The organism is Chryseobacterium flavum, from assembly GCF_003385595.1.
Taxonomy (GTDB): domain Bacteria; phylum Bacteroidota; class Bacteroidia; order Flavobacteriales; family Weeksellaceae; genus Chryseobacterium; species Chryseobacterium flavum.
Genome location: NZ_QNUE01000005.1, coordinates 158,489 through 179,183, shown reverse-complemented (window position 1 = coordinate 179,183; position 20,695 = coordinate 158,489). Strand labels below are relative to the sequence as shown.

At 36.1% G+C, this 20,695-nt stretch carries 19 protein-coding genes; 12 read left to right on the top strand and 7 right to left on the bottom strand.

Annotated elements, in window-relative coordinates:
• Position 1: 1 nt before the first annotated feature.
• The 3 genes from DRF59_RS07920 to sucC all read left to right on the top strand — a co-directional run bounded on the left by DRF59_RS07920 (position 2) and on the right by sucC (position 2,989).
• The gene (locus DRF59_RS07920; protein ID WP_115958500.1) at positions 2-388 is read left to right on the top strand and encodes a DUF423 domain-containing protein; all 387 of its coding nucleotides are present in this window, start codon (positions 2-4) and stop codon (positions 386-388) included.
• A gap of 2 nt (positions 389-390) precedes the next feature.
• Entirely contained in the window at positions 391-1,668 is a 1,278-nt protein-coding gene (locus tag DRF59_RS07915; RefSeq protein ID WP_115958498.1) for a chloride channel protein, read from the top strand.
• Between the two features lie 130 nt (positions 1,669-1,798).
• Positions 1,799-2,989 carry an ADP-forming succinate--CoA ligase subunit beta gene (gene sucC, locus DRF59_RS07910; protein WP_115958496.1) on the top strand — a complete coding sequence of 397 codons (1,191 nt, stop codon included), beginning with the start codon at positions 1,799-1,801 and terminating at the stop codon, positions 2,987-2,989.
• Between the two features lie 101 nt (positions 2,990-3,090).
• On the opposite strand, the gene DRF59_RS07905 is transcribed toward sucC, so the two are convergent.
• Positions 3,091-3,975 carry a mechanosensitive ion channel family protein gene (locus DRF59_RS07905; RefSeq protein ID WP_115958494.1) on the bottom strand — a complete coding sequence of 295 codons (885 nt, stop codon included), beginning with the start codon at positions 3,973-3,975 and terminating at the stop codon, positions 3,091-3,093.
• 95 nt (positions 3,976-4,070) lie between these two features.
• On the opposite strand from DRF59_RS07905, the gene DRF59_RS07900 reads away from it, so the two are divergent.
• The gene (locus DRF59_RS07900; protein WP_115958492.1) at positions 4,071-4,706 is read left to right on the top strand and encodes a peroxiredoxin; all 636 of its coding nucleotides are present in this window, start codon (positions 4,071-4,073) and stop codon (positions 4,704-4,706) included.
• A 96-nt stretch (positions 4,707-4,802) separates the two neighbouring features.
• On the opposite strand, the gene DRF59_RS07895 is transcribed toward DRF59_RS07900, so the two are convergent.
• The 3 genes from DRF59_RS07895 to DRF59_RS07885 all read right to left on the bottom strand — a co-directional run bounded on the left by DRF59_RS07895 (position 4,803) and on the right by DRF59_RS07885 (position 8,519).
• Positions 4,803-5,393 (bottom strand): outer membrane beta-barrel protein, encoded by a 591-nt coding sequence (locus tag DRF59_RS07895; RefSeq protein WP_115958490.1) that lies wholly within the window; start codon positions 5,391-5,393, stop codon positions 4,803-4,805.
• Positions 5,394-5,628: 235 nt separating this feature from the next.
• Positions 5,629-6,144: a hypothetical protein gene (locus tag DRF59_RS07890; RefSeq protein ID WP_115958488.1), complete on the bottom strand. Its 516-nt coding sequence runs from the start codon at positions 6,142-6,144 to the stop codon at positions 5,629-5,631.
• 83 nt (positions 6,145-6,227) lie between these two features.
• A complete protein-coding gene (locus DRF59_RS07885) occupies positions 6,228-8,519 on the bottom strand; it encodes a TonB-dependent siderophore receptor (protein ID WP_115958486.1) in 2,292 nt (763 codons plus the stop codon).
• Positions 8,520-8,698: 179 nt separating this feature from the next.
• On the opposite strand from DRF59_RS07885, the gene DRF59_RS07880 reads away from it, so the two are divergent.
• The gene (locus tag DRF59_RS07880) at positions 8,699-9,754 is read left to right on the top strand and encodes a Gfo/Idh/MocA family oxidoreductase (RefSeq protein ID WP_115958484.1); all 1,056 of its coding nucleotides are present in this window, start codon (positions 8,699-8,701) and stop codon (positions 9,752-9,754) included.
• Between the two features lie 65 nt (positions 9,755-9,819).
• Here DRF59_RS07880 and DRF59_RS07875 read toward each other — a convergent pair whose 3' ends face one another.
• Positions 9,820-11,712: an ABC-F family ATP-binding cassette domain-containing protein gene (locus DRF59_RS07875; RefSeq protein ID WP_115958482.1), complete on the bottom strand. Its 1,893-nt coding sequence runs from the start codon at positions 11,710-11,712 to the stop codon at positions 9,820-9,822.
• A 205-nt stretch (positions 11,713-11,917) separates the two neighbouring features.
• On the opposite strand from DRF59_RS07875, the gene DRF59_RS07870 reads away from it, so the two are divergent.
• Positions 11,918-12,430 carry a 5' nucleotidase, NT5C type gene (locus DRF59_RS07870; protein ID WP_115958480.1) on the top strand — a complete coding sequence of 171 codons (513 nt, stop codon included), beginning with the start codon at positions 11,918-11,920 and terminating at the stop codon, positions 12,428-12,430.
• Positions 12,431-12,519: 89 nt separating this feature from the next.
• Positions 12,520-14,169 carry an alpha/beta fold hydrolase gene (locus DRF59_RS07865; RefSeq protein WP_115958478.1) on the top strand — a complete coding sequence of 550 codons (1,650 nt, stop codon included), beginning with the start codon at positions 12,520-12,522 and terminating at the stop codon, positions 14,167-14,169.
• Between the two features lie 53 nt (positions 14,170-14,222).
• Here the strand turns inward: DRF59_RS07865 and DRF59_RS07860 are convergent, their stop codons facing one another.
• Positions 14,223-15,086, bottom strand: a complete 864-nt coding sequence (locus tag DRF59_RS07860) for a glycoside hydrolase family 25 protein (protein ID WP_115958476.1) — start codon at positions 15,084-15,086, stop codon at positions 14,223-14,225.
• Between the two features lie 65 nt (positions 15,087-15,151).
• Between DRF59_RS07860 and DRF59_RS07855 the strand changes: the two genes are divergently transcribed.
• The 5 genes from DRF59_RS07855 to deoC all read left to right on the top strand — a co-directional run bounded on the left by DRF59_RS07855 (position 15,152) and on the right by deoC (position 19,611).
• Positions 15,152-16,414: an NAD(P)/FAD-dependent oxidoreductase gene (locus DRF59_RS07855; RefSeq protein ID WP_115958474.1), complete on the top strand. Its 1,263-nt coding sequence runs from the start codon at positions 15,152-15,154 to the stop codon at positions 16,412-16,414.
• Positions 16,411-17,082, top strand: coding sequence for a tRNA (guanosine(37)-N1)-methyltransferase TrmD (trmD, locus tag DRF59_RS07850; RefSeq protein WP_115958472.1), 672 nt, complete (start codon positions 16,411-16,413; stop codon positions 17,080-17,082). The genes DRF59_RS07855 and trmD overlap by 4 nt, the downstream gene beginning before the upstream one ends.
• Positions 17,083-17,429: 347 nt before the next feature.
• Positions 17,430-18,365: an endonuclease/exonuclease/phosphatase family protein gene (locus DRF59_RS07845; protein WP_115958470.1), complete on the top strand. Its 936-nt coding sequence runs from the start codon at positions 17,430-17,432 to the stop codon at positions 18,363-18,365.
• Positions 18,366-18,392: 27 nt separating this feature from the next.
• Positions 18,393-18,863, top strand: a complete 471-nt coding sequence (locus DRF59_RS07840; protein ID WP_002976659.1) for an Lrp/AsnC ligand binding domain-containing protein — start codon at positions 18,393-18,395, stop codon at positions 18,861-18,863.
• A gap of 4 nt (positions 18,864-18,867) precedes the next feature.
• On the top strand, positions 18,868-19,611 hold the full coding sequence (deoC, locus tag DRF59_RS07835; protein WP_115958468.1) for a deoxyribose-phosphate aldolase: 744 nt from the start codon (positions 18,868-18,870) through the stop codon (positions 19,609-19,611).
• 58 nt (positions 19,612-19,669) lie between these two features.
• Here the strand turns inward: deoC and dusB are convergent, their stop codons facing one another.
• Complete coding sequence (dusB, locus tag DRF59_RS07830; protein WP_115958467.1) at positions 19,670-20,665, bottom strand: tRNA dihydrouridine synthase DusB; 996 nt, start codon at positions 20,663-20,665, stop codon at positions 19,670-19,672.
• Positions 20,666-20,695 lie beyond the last annotated feature (30 nt).

Genomic DNA, 20,695 nt, shown 5'->3' with positions numbered 1-20,695 from the left:
AATGAAAACAATTACTTTAATTTTTGGTGCAGTTTATGGGATGGTATCAGTGATCCTGGGGGCATTTGGAGCACATGCTTTAAAGAAAATATTGTCTGTGGAAAGGCTGGAAAGTTTTGAAACAGGTGTGAGATATCAGATGTATGCAGCTTTTTTTCTGCTGATCATCGGGTATATTTTAAAATTTGAAACCTCCGCTGAAAAATGGACTTCAATTTTAATGATTACCGGAACGTTATTGTTCTCAGTAAGCATCTATTTTTTGAGTATGCAGGATTACTTAGGGGTAAACCTTAAATTTTTGGGACCTATCACACCGCTGGGAGGTCTTATGATGATTTTAAGCTGGGGAATGCTTATTCTTTATTTTGCCAAAAATAAAATATAAGAATGAAAATTAACAGGAGAAGACGGATTATAAGAACTTTTAATCTTCTGGATCAGCCTATAAGATTTAATCCATTTGTATTCAGCCGGACTTTTTTTATGTGGGCTGTTACCGGACTTATAGGTGGAGTTATTGCGGGGGGATACTGGATCATATTAGAACATTTTACAGAATTTCTTGCTCATTTTCAGGGGTGGATGGTTATACCGACAATGGCGGTCTGTGGCCTGCTGGCCGGTCTGGTGATTCATTTTATTGGTGATCCCGGCGAAATTCATCTCATTGTTAATAACATCAGGTTCAATAAGGGAAAACTGGAACCCAAAAATAACCCATCAATGATCCTTTCTTCTCTGTTTTGTGTGGCATCCGGGGGAAGCTTAGGGCCTGAAGCTCCGTTAGTACAGGTAACAGGATCCACAGGAACCTGGCTGGGCAAAATCTTCAGATTAAAAGGTGAAGAATTACGGTCGCTAAGTATTGCCGGAATGGCTTCCGGTTTTACTGCCTTATTCGGGGCTCCGCTCGGAGGAAGTCTGTTTTCACTGGAAATCCTGCATCATAAGCATGCAGTTGAATATTACAAAGCGATTATTCCGGCATTGGTGGCAAGTTGCTTCAGCTATCTGATGTTCGCCCTGATTATTCATCTGGGAATAGGTGCTACATGGGACCTGAAAGCATATCATTATGCTGGGGTATATGATTTTGCCTATGCAACTGCTTTTGGAATTGTAGGAACTTTATTTGGCTGGATTTTCATCTTTGTGGTAAAGTTTTTTAAAAAGATTTTTGAATACCGCAAATTTCCAATTTACATCAAAACTTTAACCGGAGGAATTCTTTTAGGGATTATTGCCTATTATTTTCCTATTACACGATATTTTGGACACAACGAGATTAACCAGCTGATAGGAGGGGATTTCGGGCTGAATTTTCTGATACTGGTCCTTGTATTTAAAATTTTATCGATTGCCATTACGGTTACTTCCGGCTGGAGAGGCGGCTTTATTATTCCTCTTTTCTTTGTGGGAACTACATTGGGACTAATTATCCATAATTTATTTCCAGGTGTGGATACTACATTGGCTGTTGTAAGTTGTATGGCGGCAATTAATGCATGTGTAACACGGACGCCGATGAGTACTACGATCATTCTGGGAACATTAACAGGATTTACTTATTTTGTTCCGATATTGTTTGCCAGCCTTACAGGATATTTTCTTGCTCCCAGAATTCCGTTCATCGGATCACAGTCTGAAAAATTGGCGGAAGAATAAAGAGAATTATACGGACATGTCAAAAATCAAGGCAGTTCATCTTAATTTTTGAACGAAGAATCTTGAACTTCCGTGTCTTTTTAGTAAATTTGTCAACCTTTAAATATTAAAATAAAATAATAAAAATAATATGAATCTTCACGAGTATCAATCAAAAGAGATTTTATCAAAGTACGGAGTAGCTATCCAACGTGGTTTCGTAGCAAATAACGTAGATGAAGCTGTAGCTGCTGCAGAAAAACTAACTGCTGAAACCGGCGCTCAGGGATGGGTGGTAAAAGCACAGATCCACGCAGGTGGCCGTGGTAAAGGTGGTGGTGTAAAGTTCTCTCCAAACATGGATAAACTTAAAGAAAACGCTCAGAACATCATCGGAATGCAGCTGGTAACTCCACAAACTTCTGCTGAGGGTAAAAAAGTAAATTCTGTTTTGGTTGCAGAGGATGTATATTATCCGGGTGAGTCTGAAACAAAAGAATTTTATGTATCTATTCTTTTAGACAGAGCTCAAGGTAAAAATACAGTAGTTTATTCTACAGAAGGAGGAATGGATATTGAGCATGTAGCTGAAGTTACTCCTCACTTAATCCACAAAGAAACAATTGATCCTGCTTTAGGATTACAAGGTTTCCAGGCTAGAAAAATTGCTTTCAACCTTGGACTAGAAGGGAATGCATTCAAAGAATTTACAAAATTCATCACAAATCTTTACAACGCTTATGTTGGTATCGATGCATCTCTTTTCGAAATCAATCCTGTGTTGAAAACTTCTGATAATAAAATTATCGCTGTAGATGCTAAAGTAACTTTAGATGACAACTCATTGTTCCGTCACAAAGATTTAGCAGAGCTTAGAGATACTAGAGAGGAAGATCCAATGGATGTTGAAGCTGGTGAAGCTGGTCTTAACTTCGTAAAACTGGATGGTAACGTTGCTTGTATGGTAAACGGAGCCGGTCTTGCAATGGCAACAATGGATATTATCAAATTATCAGGTGGTAACCCGGCAAACTTCCTTGACGTGGGTGGTACTGCAGATGCTCAGAGAGTACAGACAGCTTTCGGAATCATTTTGAGAGATCCGAATGTAAAAGCTATTTTGATCAACATTTTCGGAGGTATTGTAAGATGTGACAGAGTTGCTCAGGGAGTTGTAGATGCTTATAAAGCAATGGGTAGCCTTCCGGTTCCATTGATCGTAAGATTGCAGGGAACTAATGCTGTAGAAGCTAAAAAATTAATTGATGAGTCCGGACTTCCGGTACATTCTGCAATTACTTTGGAAGAAGCAGCAAACAAAGTGAAAGAAGTTTTAGCATAATCTGAAATTTTTCAAATAAATAAACCCACTTCAAATAGGAGTGGGTTTTTATTTTGGCAGATGTCTGTAAAAGCAGTTATGTTCTTTGAAATCTGCAAGCTTTATTTATCCTGAATGTCAGTGGAATTACTTTCACCATTGGTAATACTGATGCTTGTAGGAGTAACCAGCTGGATTTTATCCGTATCCAGACGTTCCTTAATACTCAGATAAGCTTTACTTTTCACCTGAAGCATATTGGCACCAATTTTTATCCAGAATTTTACCTGAAGATTGAATATACCTTGTTTTAAATCTGTGAAAATAACTTCTATGGTATCTAATTTATCCACATTATCAAGGTTTTTAACCACATCAAGAATCCCTTTTTGGGCCTTGCTTACATCTTCATCAGCAGGGATCTCAAAATTTAGAATGATCCTTCGCTGTGGTGAGGCTGTAATATTATAGAAAGGAGCATTGAAGACTACTTGATTGGGAATGTAAGCCTTTTTCCCGTCATCCGTGAGAATCTTTGTCGTTAGAAAACCAATTTCCTGTACGGTCCCCGAATGTGTTCCGATCGTAATATAATCACCTACTTTAAAAGCCTTATCAATACCAATGAGCATTCCGGAAAAAATACTTGAAACCAGGTCTTTTAGTGCCACTCCGGCAATAACCCCGGCAACCCCCAGACTCCCGATGAATTTCCAAAGAAATCCGCTAAATCCCATAATTTCCAGTGAAATGAAAGTCCCCATAAGCATGATCAGGAACCTGAATACACCTATTAAAGTCACTAAAGAGCTCTCTTTTTTGCTTTTCGGAAAGAAACGATGGAATAATTTTACAGCAATCTTGCTTAGATATTTACTTGTAATCAGAAAGAATGTAAATACTAAAATCCCGACAATGAGTTTTGGAGTAAGCTCGGCAAAGGTCAGGTACCAATTTTCCAATACCTTGTAAACAACGTCTATATAGCTGAGACCGGTTTTCTGCATGAATGAATTTTTTTAATAAAGATATAAATTTTAAAGAAAAATTTTGCTGGTTTCAAAAAGTCTACTAAATTTGTAGACTAACAAAGCGGAATATTATGTCAATTAAAATAGGAGATACCGCACCTAACTTCCAGGCTCTCACTTCACTGGGTAATATTAATTTTTATGATTATCTGGGAGATTCCTGGGGAATTTTATTTTCTCATCCGGCAGACTTTACTCCGGTTTGTACTACTGAATTGGGATTTACCTCCAGATTACAGTCTGAGTTTGCTCAAAGAAGTACCAAGGTGATTGCATTGAGTGTAGATGAGGTGGAAGATCATCAGGAATGGATCCGGGATATTAATGAGACCCAGAATACGGAGGTCAGTTTTCCGATCATTGCAGATAAAGACAGGAAGATCTCAGAACTCTATGATTTTATACATCCCAATGCTTCCACGACGGCAACTGTGCGTTCACTGCTTATTATTGATCCCTCTAAAAAAGTACGGCTGATCATTACGTATCCGGCATCAACCGGAAGGAACTTTAATGAAATTTTAAGGGTACTGGATTCTTTACAGTTAGTAGATTCTCATAATATTGCTACACCTGTTAACTGGGAAAACGGAGAAGATGTTATTGTTCCTCCCGCTGTCTCCACAGAGGATGCCAAGAAAATATTTCCCAAAGGGGTAACAGAAATAAAGCCGTATTTACGATATACCCCACAGCCTAATACATGATTTATTTGATTTTTTATAGTTTAGTTTTAATTTGTACGAAAAGCGCCCCGGATCAAATCCGGGGCGCTTTCATTTTTTTATAAGTATTTTCAATGATTACTTAACGTCGTTAATGATTTGTTTAGCCTTAGATGTTGGTAAATAAATCTGGAAACCTAAACCAAAAGTAATTTTGTTTGTATACCCTCCGCTACCGAATCCTGCGTTAGCATCATATTTCACTAACCCTTCTAACCCTATGTTTGGAGTAATGAAGTAAGAATAACCAGGACCAAATCCGAAGTTAAGACCGTTGGAAGAAGATCCTCCTTTGGAAATTGAAGTTCCTCCAACTCCCACGTTACCTTCAAGGAACCATCTTCCGTGGTGTAACAGGTTATTTACTCCCTGTTCTCCCGGATTAAGATAGTAACGTCCTAATGCTCCTACGTTGTATGTAAAAGTAGTTGGCGCATCTTTAGCTCCTTTAAAGCCTAAATCTACATAACCTCCTACTGCTATGTTGTCCTCAATAAAATAAGCTCCTTTTGGCTGGATATTAAAATCATAACCACCACCTTTATTCAGGCCAAAATTAGCGCCTGCAAGGTTACCACCTACCATCCAATTACCTTTCTGAATCTGAGCATTTGCAGTTGCTGTCAAACCTGCTACGGCTAATATTCCTGTTAAAATAAGTTTTTTCATAATTTATTATTTTAATAATTAAATGTTTATTATTCACGAATTATAGAAAAAACAATAAATGTGCCAGACTCTTAATTTTAGATAATTTTTCAAAAATAATGTTAAGAATATCAAGAAGATATAATTTATTTTTTTAACACAATTAATGCTAATTCTATAATTTGATAAAACAATAAAATAATTATATAAAACAAAATAATTTAATATTATGGAATGGGTTGTTAATTTTTTTTACTTAAATAAGTAAAAGAATAACTGAAATGATTAATCCGGCAATAGTAAATTTAATTCCGCGTTTAAATGCTTTTGTCTTTGGATTGAACATCCAGAAACTTGAAATAACAAAAAACAAAAGTGACACACCAAAAAAGACGCTTAATGGTGAAATGGCATCTTTGGATTGGGATTTGTGTAATTTCACCATTTTATCCAAAGCAAATGGCAGCTCTTTTTTAGTATATAGCGCTTTACCGGTAGCAGAATCATATGTTCCCTGTTTGAAATGCTGAATATTTCCTTCTGTTTTCTCAATTTCAAGCCCCTTGATTTTTAATTCCTTTCCCAGTTCTTTTTCTGAAAGGTGTGCTGCAACTGTCTTGTCATACTTTTTCTCTTTTTTCAGAAAGTCAGTGTCCCTGTATACAAGCAGAATTCCACTTAATGCATACACAGTCATAATCCCTGCCAGAAAGTATCCGAGATAACGGTGCGTGACTCTCATAAAACTTCTTGTGTCTTTAATCTTATCCATATCTAGTTGTTTGTTTTTAAATTTTAAAAGTGGAAACTGCAAAAATGCAACTTCCACTTTTATTGATAAATTATTATTTAATTCTAAAGTTTATAAGTCAGGGTAAAATAATAGTTTCTTGGGGTAATCGGGTTCACTGAGTAATTTTCATGTACATTATAATTCACAACATCAAACAGGTTTCCGACTTTCCCCTGGATAGAGAAGTTTTTCCATTCGTAGCCTACAGATACAGAAACAGTGGTATAATCTTTTAGATCAAACATTCTGCTCACATTGTTTCTGCTTGTGTTTGTAGATTTTGTATCATTCCACCCGGCGATTCTGTCTCCAATGTAATAAATTCCAGCTCCGATTTTTAACCCTTTTACATAGTTTGTAAATTTATAGAAAACGGAAGCATTCGCTGTTGTAGCTGGTGTCCTTACCAATCTTTGGTTTTCAATATATCCCTTTTCAGGAGTGTCGATATAAACAGAATTGTTATAAGAAAAACCTCCGATTATTGATAAGTTTTCTGTTGGATTTCCTGTAATATCCAACTCCACTCCACGGCTTCTCATATTTCCTGCAAATTCTTTAAGATTGGTATCTGTTGAATTTACCGGTGCTGCATTGGGTGTAGCAGCAGGAATGAACCAATAGGTCTGATAATAATTGTTGTACCTGATCTGGTAAGCTGTTAAGTTAACTGCTAAAGCATTATTCCAGAAATTCTTTTTAATACCAATTTCGTATTGATCTACAGTTGAGGGTTTTATGCTTTGTTTTGATAAATTGGTTAACTGATTTTGAATTTCCGTAGCAGATTGATTGGTATTTACTGTTCCAAATTGATCTGAAGTATATCCTGCATTTGAAACAAACGAATTAGTATACGTTGCAAACACCGAAAGGTTTTCGTTCGGAGCGTAAACCAACCCTACTTTTGGAGAAAACGCATGGTCAGAAGTCGAAGAATTTGCTACTTCGAACTTCTCATTTGCAGCAAAACGGGTAGTCAATGTCGGCATATTTTCTATATAAGACCATCTTAATCCGGCAATTACTTTTAGTTGTTTTGTTAAACTGATAAAATCCTGTGCATAGATCCCGATTCTTCTTGTATTGATTCTGTTTCTTGTATTAAGGACAGAATTTGGCATATCAATATTTCCCCATGTTGAAGGATCATCTAAATAAAGAAGGTTTTTTGGATCTGTAACAGTATAAGCATAAGCATCTGCCTGGCTATAATCTGCATCTGAACCAAATAATACCTTATGGTTGATTTTTCCGGTATTGAATTCACCATTAATGTTTACTTGTGCAGAAGTATAGTTTTGTTCATTATAAGTTCTGCCAAATGGTCTTTTCCAGGATAATCTGTTAGGATCTACAGTTTTATCTTTGGTGTCATAGATCCATTGTACTCTTTCAGAAGAGAAATAATCCTTCGTATAGTTTTGATAGGAAACGTTAGCATTTAAAGACCATCTTTCGTTAAACTGGTGATTAAAAGTTACATTTGTAGAGGCTTGCTGTACATTTTGATACTGCCAGTTGGTTCCGAAAAAGGTATTTCTGGAAACAGTATCATTCAATCTGTAGCTTTGGTCTTTTTCTGTAATAGATCCAATCCCGAAATCCGGGGTAAAATCCGTTTTAAGATAATCTGCCTCAACAATTAATTGGGATTTATCACTTAAATTAAATAAAAACGAAGGGTTGAAGTAATACTTTTCAGATTCTACAACATCTCTGAAACTTTCAGCATGCTCATAGGCTCCGTTTATCCTGAAAGCAATATTTTTAGATAAAGGTCCATAAATATCAACTGTTGGTTTATAAGAATTCCAGCTTCCGCCGTTTAATCCTATGCTTCCTCCAAAATTGAATTTAGGCTTTTTTGTAATCATATTGATAACACCACCCGCTGCCGTATTACCAAAAAGCATGGCATTAGCTCCCTTTAAAACTTCTACTCTTTCAAGACCGCTTACTTCAGGAAAAACTCCACTGTTTACTCTTGAACCATTCTTAAAAATATTATCATTTCCTAAAATGAAACCACGTCCGCCAAAACTATCCTGTGAGTTCCCTCTTGAGGAAGTAATATACATTCCATTTATATTTTGTATAACATCACTTAGTTGTTTTGCCTGCTGTTGTTCAATAATTTCATGAGTTACAATAGCAATCGGCTGTGGGTTTTCCATTACAGTCAGGGTTGACTTTGTTGAAAAAGCTTTTGCCTGATTGGGATTTCCTGTTTTATGAAGATTAATATCCTCAATAGTTTGGGTTCTGATTGTATCTGCTTCCGCATTTTTCATCTGTGAACTGGCTGAAACAGCGGCCAACAGGAGGCCTAAGGAAAGTAGTTGTCTTTTCATTATTTTTAAGTAGAACAGTTTTAAATAGGCCGCAAATGTAAGTATTTGTTTAGAATAGATAAAAATAATTTTATGATTTTTATCATAATAATAGTTCTTTGTATTGTGAATTGTTGTGATTGTTGCGGTAAGTATGCATTCTCGGGTTTTTTATGAATATATTTGTTAAAAATTATAATATGCAATTGGTAAAAGCAGGGCTTTGTGCCTTTGGAATGAGTGGTAAAGTATTCCATGCCCCTTTTTTAAAGGAGCATCCTGGATTTTTTATTTCTGCTGTAGTAGAAAGAAGTAAGGAAGAATCTAAGGAGAAATATCCGGAAGCAACTATTTACCGTTCTGTGGAAGAAATGCTTCAGCAGGCAGATATAGAGTTGGTGATCATCAATACTCCCGTTCAGACCCATTATGAGTATGCCAAAAAAGCATTGGAAGCGGGTAAAAACATTGTTGTGGAAAAACCTTTTACAGTAAATGTTTCTGAGGCGGAAGAACTGGTAAAGCTGGCTGAAGAAAAAGGATTGTTCCTGAGCGTATATCAAAACCGAAGATTTGACCGTGATTTTTTACAGGTTCAAAAAGTTTTGGCTGAAGGAAAATTAGGAAATATTAAAGAGGTTGAAATCCGTTTTGACAGATTCCGTACCACTCCCAGCGGAAAACAACATAAAGAAAGTCCGGATCAGCTTGGTTCAGGATCGCTTCATGATCTGGGAGCCCATCTTGTGGACCAGGCAGTCCAATACTTCGGTTATCCTGAAAAGCTTTTTGCAGATGTATTTTCCATGAAAGGCGCAGCGTTTGCCAATGATTATTTTGAGATCATACTATTTTATAAAAATAATCTCAGGTTAAGATTAAAATCTTCTGTTTTCAGCAAAGAAGGACATTATGCCTATACCATTCATGGAGACCGGGGAACTTTCCTGCAGGAAAGAACGGATAATCAGGAAAATGAACTGGTAGCCGGAGCAATTCCCACATATGGAAAAGAATGGACACAACCTTTGAAAGAGCCGGATGGCATTTTAAACTTTTTGAATCAGCATTCCGAAACAGAAAGAACTCTGACTTTCAGTGAAGCAGGAAATTACATGGATTATTATCAGCAGATTTATGAGCACATTGTATTTGGATATGCTTTACCATCTCCGGGAAAAGAGATTATTCAGAATATGAAAATCATTGATGCCTGCCTGGAAAGTGCAAAAAGAGAAAAGGTAATTGAGTTATAAGTGATGAGTTATAAATTATGAGTTGATTTAATGTTTTTATTCAACTCATAATTTATTATTATATATTACATGATTTCCTGAAGTTCCAGCCATCTCATTTCATGGTTTTCCAGCTTTTCTGAAACGGTTTCCAGTTCTGAAGAGAGTTTGGCGATTTTCTCATAATCGGCTTCGTTATTAAGTTTTTCCAAAATTTTGGCACGCTGATCTTCAAGTTCAGGCATTTCTTTTTCAATCGTTTCCAGCTCTCTCTGCTCTTTGAAAGTTAATTTTCGTTTCGTATTGGAAGATGTTGGGTTCTGCACTGTGGAAACTGTTTCTTTAACCGGCTCAGGCTTTACTGTTGTATTTTTTTCTAATGCTTCTTCGCGGCTTCTGGCTTCTCTGTATTCTGAGAAGTTTCCTACAAAGTCCCTGATTTTCCCGTTGCCTTCAAAAGCCAGGACATGGTCTACAATCCTGTCCATGAAATATCTGTCGTGGGAAACGATAATCAAAGATCCCTGAAACTGCTGAAGGAAGTTTTCAAGAACCGTTAATGTCGGAAGGTCAAGATCATTGGTAGGCTCATCAAAAATCAGGAAGTTAGGATTCTGATACAAAATATACATCAGGTGAAGTCTCCTTTTTTCACCTCCCGAAAGTTTAGAGATCGGAGAATATTGAGTCTGATCATCAAATAAGAATAATCTTAAGAATTGAGAAGCAGACAGGCTTTTTCCATTGGCTAAAGGATAGAACTCTGCAATTTCCTTAATAAAATCAATGACGCGTTCATCCTCTTTATAGGTAAGGCCTTTCTGAGAGAAATAACCGAAAGAGATCGTTTCTCCTGTTTCAATTTCCCCTTTATCAGCTTTTTCATAGCCTTGAATAATATTAAGCAGGGTAGATTTTCCTGCTCCGTTTTTTCCAACAATTCCAACTTTTTCTCCTCTTTGAAACTGGTAGCTGAAGTCTTTTAAAAGGACTTTAGAACCAAAGCTTTTATCAATATGTTTGAGTTCAAGAATCTTATTTCCTAACCGTTTCATTTCAAAGTCCAGTTCCAACCCGTCTTTTCTAGTGTCAGTTTTGGCAACTTTCTCGGTTTCGTAGAATGCATCAATCCTGCTTTTTGATTTGGTAGTTCTGGCTTTTGGCTGTCTTCGCATCCATTCCAGCTCCTTTCTGTAAAGATTATTGGCTTTATCAATCGTAGCATTAAGATTCTCCTCACGAATCATCTTGTTTTCAAGATAAGTAGCATACGAACCATTGTGAACATACAGATTCTGATCTTCCATTTCCCAGATAATGTCACAAACACTGTCCAGGAAATACCGGTCGTGGGTTACAAGCAGTAACGTGATTTTTGCTTTGTTCAGATAATTTTCAAGCCATTCTACCATATCCACATCAAGGTGATTGGTAGGTTCGTCCATAATAAGAAGGGTATGTCTGTGCTCAGCTCTTGTTTCCGTTAAAAGTTTAGCCAAAGCTACACGTTTGATCTGGCCTCCGGAAAGAGTTCCCATTTTGGCATCCAGATCAGTAATTTTAAGCTGGGAAAGAATCTGTTTCATTTCATTCTCCAGGTCCCATGCCTTATGAACTTCCATATCAGCCAATGCTTTTTCAATAAAATCATGATCAGTAGAATGGAGTGACTGATGATAATTTTTAAGCGCAAGGATAGGTTCTGAATCAAGGGTCATCATGAATTCCTCGATGCTGAGGTTAGGATCATAGTCGATTTCCTGGTCAAATAATACGACCTGGATATCTTTGTTAATGATCACCGTTCCGCTGTCTGCAATTTCTTTACCCATTAATATTTTCAGAAGGGTAGATTTTCCACTCCCGTTTTTGGCAACAATAGCTATTTTATCTCCTTCATTGATGTGAAAAGAAATGTTTTTAAACAAAACCTTGATGCCGTAAGATTTGGTAAGATTTTCTACAGAAACGTAATTCATTGGAAATTAATGGTTTGATTTTAATTTTGAATTGAACGGCAAAAATACGAAAATGTAACTTAAAATTTTCCTGAACCTTATTCATAAGAAGAATATTTATAATTTTTTAATAGACCAGAGGAGGAGCCTGAAAAAACTATTCAGTACATTTGATAGGATGCAATTTTTAAAAAATAATAAATAATACAAAAACCTGATCGAAGTAATGAAAAAAGTAATTGTCGACATGGATGGGGTAATGGCGGATGTATATCATCAGCTGGCAAAATTTGAAAAAAGAGATACGGGAAGAGATATTGAATTAAGCGAATTGACCGGAAGACCTGAGATCGATGTATTTCCGAATGGGAAAAAGCATGTTAATGAAGTTGGCTTCTTCAGGACATTACCGGTAATGAAAGGAAGCCGTGAAGCATTGGAATATCTGAATAAAAAATATGAATTGTATATTGTTTCTGCAGGAATGGAATTTCCTAACAGTTTAAGGGAAAAATATGACTGGCTGGCAGAACATTTTCCATTTATTACCTGGGAACAGATTGTCCTTTGCGGAAGTAAAAAAGTGGTTTCAGGAGATGTCATGATAGATGATTATCCCAAAAATTTAGATCATTTTGACGGACAGAGATTAATTTTCACCCAGCCTCATAATGAGCTGATCGAAAACGAAACTTACGAAAGAGTTCATTCATGGGAAGAAATTATGAATATCCTTTAAAAGAATTTTAACTAAAGGAAGAATAAATTTAATAAAGTATTGGGAGAAAGGGCTGCAGAAAATAAATAAGTTTGCGCCAAACTTTTAACATGAAAATATCTCATACCTTATTTTTTCTTCTATTGGTTATTACTATTCAGGCTCAAGTTATTTCCGGAACGGTCATTGCTAAAAATGAGAATCAGCCGATTCCTTATGTGAAAGTCGGAATAGAAAAGAATTCAGCAGGAACCATCTCTGATGAGAAAGGTAACTTTTCAATAGACCTTTCCAATGTTGATTCCCAACAGATCATAAAAATAGAAGTGCCCGGCTATAATCTTTATCAGGAAACCGTTCAGAATTTTAAACAACATCATCAGCAAAAAATATTTTTAACAGAAAAAACCAGAAATATTAAAGAGGTTACTATTAAGCCGAAAAAACTGGTAGACAAAAACTGGGGCGTAAATACCAAAACAAAAAGTGTTATTTATTTTGTTAACCCAGAATTGGATAAAAAAGACTTTCTTGGAGAAACTGCTTTAGAATTTAAGGCTAAAAAAAGATCAAAAATTAAAAATATCAATCTGAATGTTGCCAGTTATGCTTCTGCGCAGCCTGTTTTAATGAGATATAGCATTTATAGTGAAAAGAACGGATTTCCGGATAAGAATATTCTGGAAGAAGAGATTACCGTGGCATTAACCGAAGATATGATCAAAGACGGAACATTCACATTGGATGTCAATGACCGTAATATCTGGGTGCAGGGAAAGTTTTTTATCGGTATACAGTTTTTAAAAGATTTTGATGGCAGGATTAAAATAAGTGCAGCTTTATTCCGAACAGGATTTATAAGAAAATTTTATGGTGATTGGCAGAAAATGACCATTGCTGCACCAGCTATTAATATTGATGTGAAAATGGATAAAAATAGAAGTAATCATCAGGATGAAAATGAATTTTCGGATGATAAAGATTTTTTAATTTCGGATGTATCTAAGTATGCTGAAGAATCAGAGCGTACTGACTACGGCAGGAATATATTCACCGGAAATACTCTGAAACTGAAAGATGCTGAACTTTATTATGAAGTGTATGGAGAAGGAGAACCATTGATCTTGCTCCATGGAAATTCGGGAAGTATAAAAGATTTTTATCAGCAAATTCCAGTTCTTTCTAAACAATATAAAGTAATTGCTTTAGATACCAGAGGGCAGGGAAAAAGTTTGGACAGTTCTAAAAAAGATTACACCTATACATTATTTGCCGATGATGTAAAAGCAGTGGCGGATCATCTGAAAATAGATAAAATCAATATTGCCGGTTGGAGTGATGGAGGTAATACCGGACTTGAATTTGCTTTAAAATACCCGGACAATCTCCATAAATTGATAATAATTGGTGCAAATGCTTTTCCTGGAGGGGTAGAAGAAAAAATTACCAATACGTTCATCAACCAAATGACCCGGCTGAAACAACTGAATGTTCCGGAATCATTTAATGAACGCAGGCTTCTGAAAATTATGCTTACAGAACCTAGAATCAGTCAAAAAGATCTGAATAAAATAAAAAGCACTGTTCTGGTCATTGCAGGAGACCGTGATGTTATCAAAAAAGAACATACAGAGTTTATCGCAAAGCAGCTTCCTTTTGCCAAATTAAAAATTTACAAAGATGCAAGCCATATGATTCCTTTTGAAAAGGCAGATCAGCTCAATGCAGATATTATGGATTTTTTAGGAAAAAATAATTAAAAATATTAAGGCGGAAAAACTTTTTGATCAGATGTTTTCCACTTTTACTCTTATTAATCGATTGTCAGTCTTTTTAACGACCAGGAATTACCATTGTAAATATCAAGATCCACTTTTGCATTGATACCATGCACAATTCCGTTTTCTGTAAACTGCCAGAAATCCCACTGATCATCGGGTGAAGGAGAAGGTACGTCATTGTAATTGGCCAGCCATAAAGGATAACCGTCAAATTCACCTTTCAGAAAATCTTTATAATAATGATAATAGGTATAGATAATGGGTTTTTCTCCGTACGTTTCTTCTACAATTTTACACCATACCTTTAAATCTTCCACCAGTTTTTTATTGGTCTTACGTTTTGGGATCTTTTCAATATCCAGAATAGGAGGAAGATCTCCACTTTCCAGTTTTACATTTGCCAAAAAATTATTCGCCTGAATCACAGGGTCTTCATCGGCTCTGTAAAAATGATACGCTCCACGGATAAGATCGTGTTTTTTAGCACTTTCCCAGAACTCATCAAAATGTTTGTCGGCACTTCGGTTTCCCATAGTTGCACGCATCACAACAAACTCCAGTGGGATTGTTTTATTTCCAATGCTTAGACTGTCCCATTTGATATCTTCCCTGTTCTGATAGTGGGAAACGTCAAAACCATAGGTTTTATCAAGGTTGCTGGCCAGGATTCTCTGGATTCTTGCTGCTTCCTTTTCACTGTTATGAAGTTTTTTATGCTTAAATTTATTAAAGTACAGGGCATAATAATACGTAACGGTCTGTTTTAAATAAAAACCGGTTCCTATCAGTGCTATAATTAATATTGCCAATATCACCCATCTTCGGAAAAAATACTTCTTCCGTCGGGATTTGTGGACTCGTTTGGCAGTTTTTTTGGTGTACCTTTTTGGTGTCATAAAGTTTTGCAAAACTAACTTTTTTCACTGCTAAATACTAAATAAAATCAGTAAATTTGTGTATTATGGAAACACGCGAAAAAATCATCATTATAGGAGGAGGATTTGCGGGGCTACAGCTTGCAAAAACATTGAATAACAAAAATAAAAAAGTTATTGTACTGGACAGAGTGAATCATCATATGTTTCAGCCGCTTTTTTATCAGGTAGCTTCGGGAAGGATAGAGCCTTCCAATATTTCTTTCCCTTTCAGGAAGATTTTTCAGCAGTCCAGAAATACACAGTTCCGTATGACGGAAGTGAAGGAAATCGATACTGTCAATCATAAGGTGATTACGGATGAGGCAGAATTCACTTATGATAAATTGATTATTGCAACAGGGTGTAAGACTAATTTTTTTGGGAATAAGGATCTTGAAAGCAAAGCTTTCGGAATGAAGAATACCCAGGAAGCAATCGGGATCAGAAACCATGTTTTAATGACTTTTGAAAAGCTGATTCTTGAGAAAAGCAGGAGTGATGATGGAAACTGGAATATTGTGATTGTGGGAAGCGGACCTACCGGGGTAGAACTGGCAGGTGCTTTTGCAGAAATGAAAAAAGAAATACTTCCGCGGGACTATCCTTATATGAACTTTGATCAGTTGAAGATCATTCTTGTAAGCTCTACTGAAAAACCGCTTGCTGTGATGAGCAGTGAAGCTCAGGAAAAATCTGAGAAATACCTTAAGGACCTTGGGGTTACTTTTATGAGTGGAGAGGTGGTGACTGACTACGACGGAGATAAGGTACATCTGAGAAGCGGAAAAGAAATACCTTCCAATAATGTAATATGGGCTGCAGGAGTAACGGGTAATGTTATAGATGGTTTTCCTGAGGATAATCTGATAAGAAACAGATATATTGTAGACCGGTATAATAAAATCAAAGGTTACGATAATATTTATGCAATCGGGGATATTGCCTACATGGAAACTCCAAAATATCCGCAGGGACATCCGCAGGTAGCTAATGTAGCAATTAATCAGGCGAGGAACTTAGGCCGGAACCTTTTAAAAAGAAGTACTGATGAATGGAAGGAGTATGAATATGATGATAAGGGTTCATTGGCAACAATAGGTAAACACAGAGCTGTTGTAGATCTTCCGTTTATAAAATTTCAGGGTTTTTTAGCATGGTACTTCTGGATGTTTCTCCATTTAATGTTAATTTTGAGCGTCCGAAATAAGCTGGCAATATTCTTTAACTGGATGTGGAGCTATTTCAATAAAGATTCATCTTTAAGATTAATTATTATACCTACAAAGAAAAACGGAACATTACAATGAGAATTGATATAATAAGCGTACTTCCGGAACTGATGGAGAGTCCGTTTAAAACTTCTATTTTAAAGAGAGCAATGGATAAAGGGCTTGCTGAAGTACATTTTCATCACCTTAGAGATTGGGCGACCAACAAACACAGGCAAATTGATGATGAGCCGTACGGAGGAGGTGCCGGAATGGTGATGATGGTAGAGCCATTGGATCGATGTATTTCTGAACTTAAATCCCAGAGAAACTATGATGAGGTAATTTATCTGACGCCGGATGGAATAACTTTAAATCAGAAGATAGCGAATACCCTTTCTATAAAAGAGAATCTGATCTTCCTCTGCGGGCATTATAAAGGGATAGATCAACGAGTAAGAGATCTTCATATTACTAAGGAAATTTCTATTGGGGATTATGTTCTTACAGGAGGTGAACTGGCGGCATGTGTTCTTGCTGATTCTGTTATAAGACTGTTGCCTGGAGTTTTGAATGATGAACAGAGTGCTTTAACAGATAGTTTCCAGGATGATCTGTTGTCACCACCTATATATACCAGACCGGAAAGTTATAAAGGATTGGATGTTCCTAAAATCTTACTGAGTGGAAATTTTGGGAAAATTGAAGAATGGCGGCATGATGAGGCTGTAAGACTTACCAGAGAAAAACGACCTGATCTTCTTTAAATGTTATAAAATTCATTTGACGACTACTTTTTATCATTAGTGTTTTATATGGAATGATATTTGCATAATAAAGCCTTTAAGCGAAAAATATTATTCATTTTAAATTTAATTTAAAATTTTATTTTATTCAGTTGGATTTTAATATATGGTTCATATTCCAATATGTGCATTAAAATAATGAAATAATTGAGATATTTATTTGATATAAATTGTTTTATTGTTTTTTTTTACTATATTTGAAATATTTATTATTGAAAATTGATTTTCATTTGAAGGGGGTAGGTGGGGGTATTAAAGAGAATAATAGGTTTACGCTTTAAATAACGTAATAATTAAGATATAGGTTGATGGAGTTGTTCTCTTTTTATAATGTTGAAAATTTATTTTTACCTGATCCTAAACCTGTCCATAAATTGGATCCTACAAGATCGGGATTGAGGAACTGGGATGAGCGGAGATATAAAAACAAGCTTTTTAAAATCTCTCATGTATTTCAATTGATGAAGGAGGATAATGGAGTAATGCCATTTATAATAGGACTTTCTGAAGTTTCCGGAAGGAAGGTTCTGGAAGATCTTGTGAAAACAGAACCTTTTAATTCAGAATATGGGATTGTTCATTACAATTCCATGGACGAAAGAAAAGTGGATGTAGCCATGTTATATGATAAAAATAAAGTAGAGGTTATAGATTCTGAAACCATTACTTTCTTTTTTGAAATATCAAATAAAAACACTGGAAATTACGACACAACTAGGGATGTGCTTTTTTCTAAAATTAGATATAAAGGAGAGATTATTAATGTCTTTATCGCCCATCTTCCCTCTAAGCGCGAAAAAGATATAAATAAACCAAAAAGGGCCTTTATATTGAATGAAATCCGGCAACGGATCATGAAAATAGTAGATGATGATAAAGAACATGCCATATTGTGTGGTGATTTTAACGAAAACCCGGATGATGAAAATTTAGTAAAAATTCTCTATGACAATAATCATGAGAAGGTTTTAATAAACCCTTTTCAGGAATTGTTTTCCTTAAGAAATTATTCTACTTTTCATTATAAATCTGGATTGCTGTATGATCAGATCATATTATCAAGATCTCTTCTTGATAACGAGACACTGTCTTTTAACGGGGCACAGGTGTTTAATTCTGAGAAAATAAGCAGCAGGGTCAGAACATTTGAAGGCAGACCTTTCCGAACTTATGCCGGAACACGGTATTTGGGAGGATATAGTGATCACTTTCCGGTTTTTGTCAGGTTTAAAAATTTACCTTAAAAAACATAAATAATAAAAAAGTAGAAAATGAAAAATTCGAGCAACACAAGCTATCATTTGGATTCTATTGACAAAGAAATTATCTACATGTTAATGGATAATGCTAAGACTTCCTTGGCACACATTTCAAAAAATGTCGGGATTTCTACAACAGCAGTACATCAAAGAATTAAGAAACTGGAACATGCGGGAGTTATTGAGAACTCGATTTCATTCCTTAATCCTAAAAAAATCGGATATAAAGTAATTTCATATATCGGAGTGTTTTTGGATCAACCCAGCCATTATCCGGAAGTAGTAAAGTCTTTGCATGATATTAATGAAGTAGTGGAAGCCCATTACACAACAGGAAATTATACTATATTTCTGAAGGTTCTTTGTAAGGATAATGATCATCTGATGCAGATCCTGAGTAAACTTCAGAAGTTAAAAGGAGTAACAAGAACTGAAACTTTTATATCTTTGGAACAAGGTATTTACAGACAATTGAAAGTATAACGATATGAACATTGCACAATATTTGGATTCAACGTATTTGAAAACACCTGCTCAGTCCGGAATTTCAAATGAAGAAACTCTTCAGAAAGATAAAGAACTGGCTCAGGAAGCTATTGATAATGATATATTTGCTATCATGATCCGCCCCGATTATGTTGCTGAAATTAAAAAATATATCCGGGAGAAAAATTCAAATGTTGCAGTAGGAACGGTAATAGGGTTTCCTGAAGGGACATATTCTGTTGATGAGAAGCTTGCAGAAGCTTCAAAAGCTATTGAAGACGGTGCTGATGAACTTGATTTTGTTATCAATTATAATGCATATCTTCAGGGAAATCTTGAGCTGGTAAAAGAAGAATTTGTAAAAGGTACTCAGTTGGGACTGCAACATCAAAAGATTGTTAAATGGATTATAGAAATCGCTGCTTTAACAGATGCACAAATTGCAGACCTTACCAGAACTATTTCTGATTGGGCAGAGGAGAGCTTTGCAGAATCTGATCTGCCACATATTTTTGTTAAATCTTCAACCGGTTTCTATGAAACTACTGATGGCAGACCTAATGGAGCTACATTTGAAGGAATTCAGATAATGTTGGATAATGCCGGGAAGCTTCCTGTGAAAGCTGCAGGAGGAGTAAGAACTCCGGATGATGCTGAAAAAATGATCAAAATGGGAGTCAAAAGGATAGGTACTTCTTCAGCTTTGGCTCTGATTCAGGATAAAAACTCATCAGAAGGATATTAATATCTGATAATCAGATAAAATAAAACCCGGTCAAATTATAATTTGACCGGGTTTTATTTTATGCCTGTTCCTGGTATTCTTCGTAGAATTGCCGGGTTTCTTCAATCAGGCTGTCCATTTCATCCAGAGTGAAGACTTCCAGGAACTTTTTCCTGAATTCTTTGAAATGAGGAACACCACGGAAATAATTGCTGTAGTGCTGTCTCATTTCGATAAGACCTAACCGTTCTCCTTTCCATTCCGCACTCCATTCCGCATGTTGGCGTACGGCTAATAAGCGGTCTGCAACAGTAGGAGCTGGTAAATGTTCTCCCGTATTAAAAAAATGCTTGATTTCATTAAATATCCATGGATAGCCAATTGCTGCACGACCGATCATAATTCCGTCACATGCATACTTTTGTTTATATTCCAAAGCCTTTTCAGGAGAGTCTATATCTCCATTGCCAAAAATCGGAATCTCAATATTTGGATTTTGTTTTATTCTTGAAATATGTTCCCAGTCCGCCTCACCTTTATACATTTGCGCACGGGTTCTGGCATGTATCGTAAGCGCCTTGATACCGGTTTCCTGTAATCGTTCAGCCACCTCGTCTATATTAATACAGGTGCTGTCCCAGCCTAATCGTGTTTTAACTGTGACGGGTAAATGGGTAGAACTTACCACAGCTTTTGTAAGGCGTACCATCAGGTCAATATCTTTTAAGACACCTGCACCAGCTCCTTTACAAACTACTTTTTTAACCGGGCATCCGAAGTTGATATCTACCAGATCAGGGTTTACCGTCTCCACAATTCTTGCAGACATAGCCATTGCTTCTTCATCACCACCAAAGATTTGTATTCCTACAGGTCTTTCATAGTCAAAAATATCCAGCTTTTTACGGCTTTTGATCGCATCACGAATTAAGCCTTCGGAAGAAATAAATTCCGAATACATCAGATCTGCACCATGCATCTTACACAAGCGTCGGAACGGAGGATCACTTACATCTTCCATCGGAGCCAGCAAAAGTGGAAATTCCGGCAGTTCTATATTGCCTATTTTTATCATGGTGCAAATTTACGAATTTCTGAATATTAG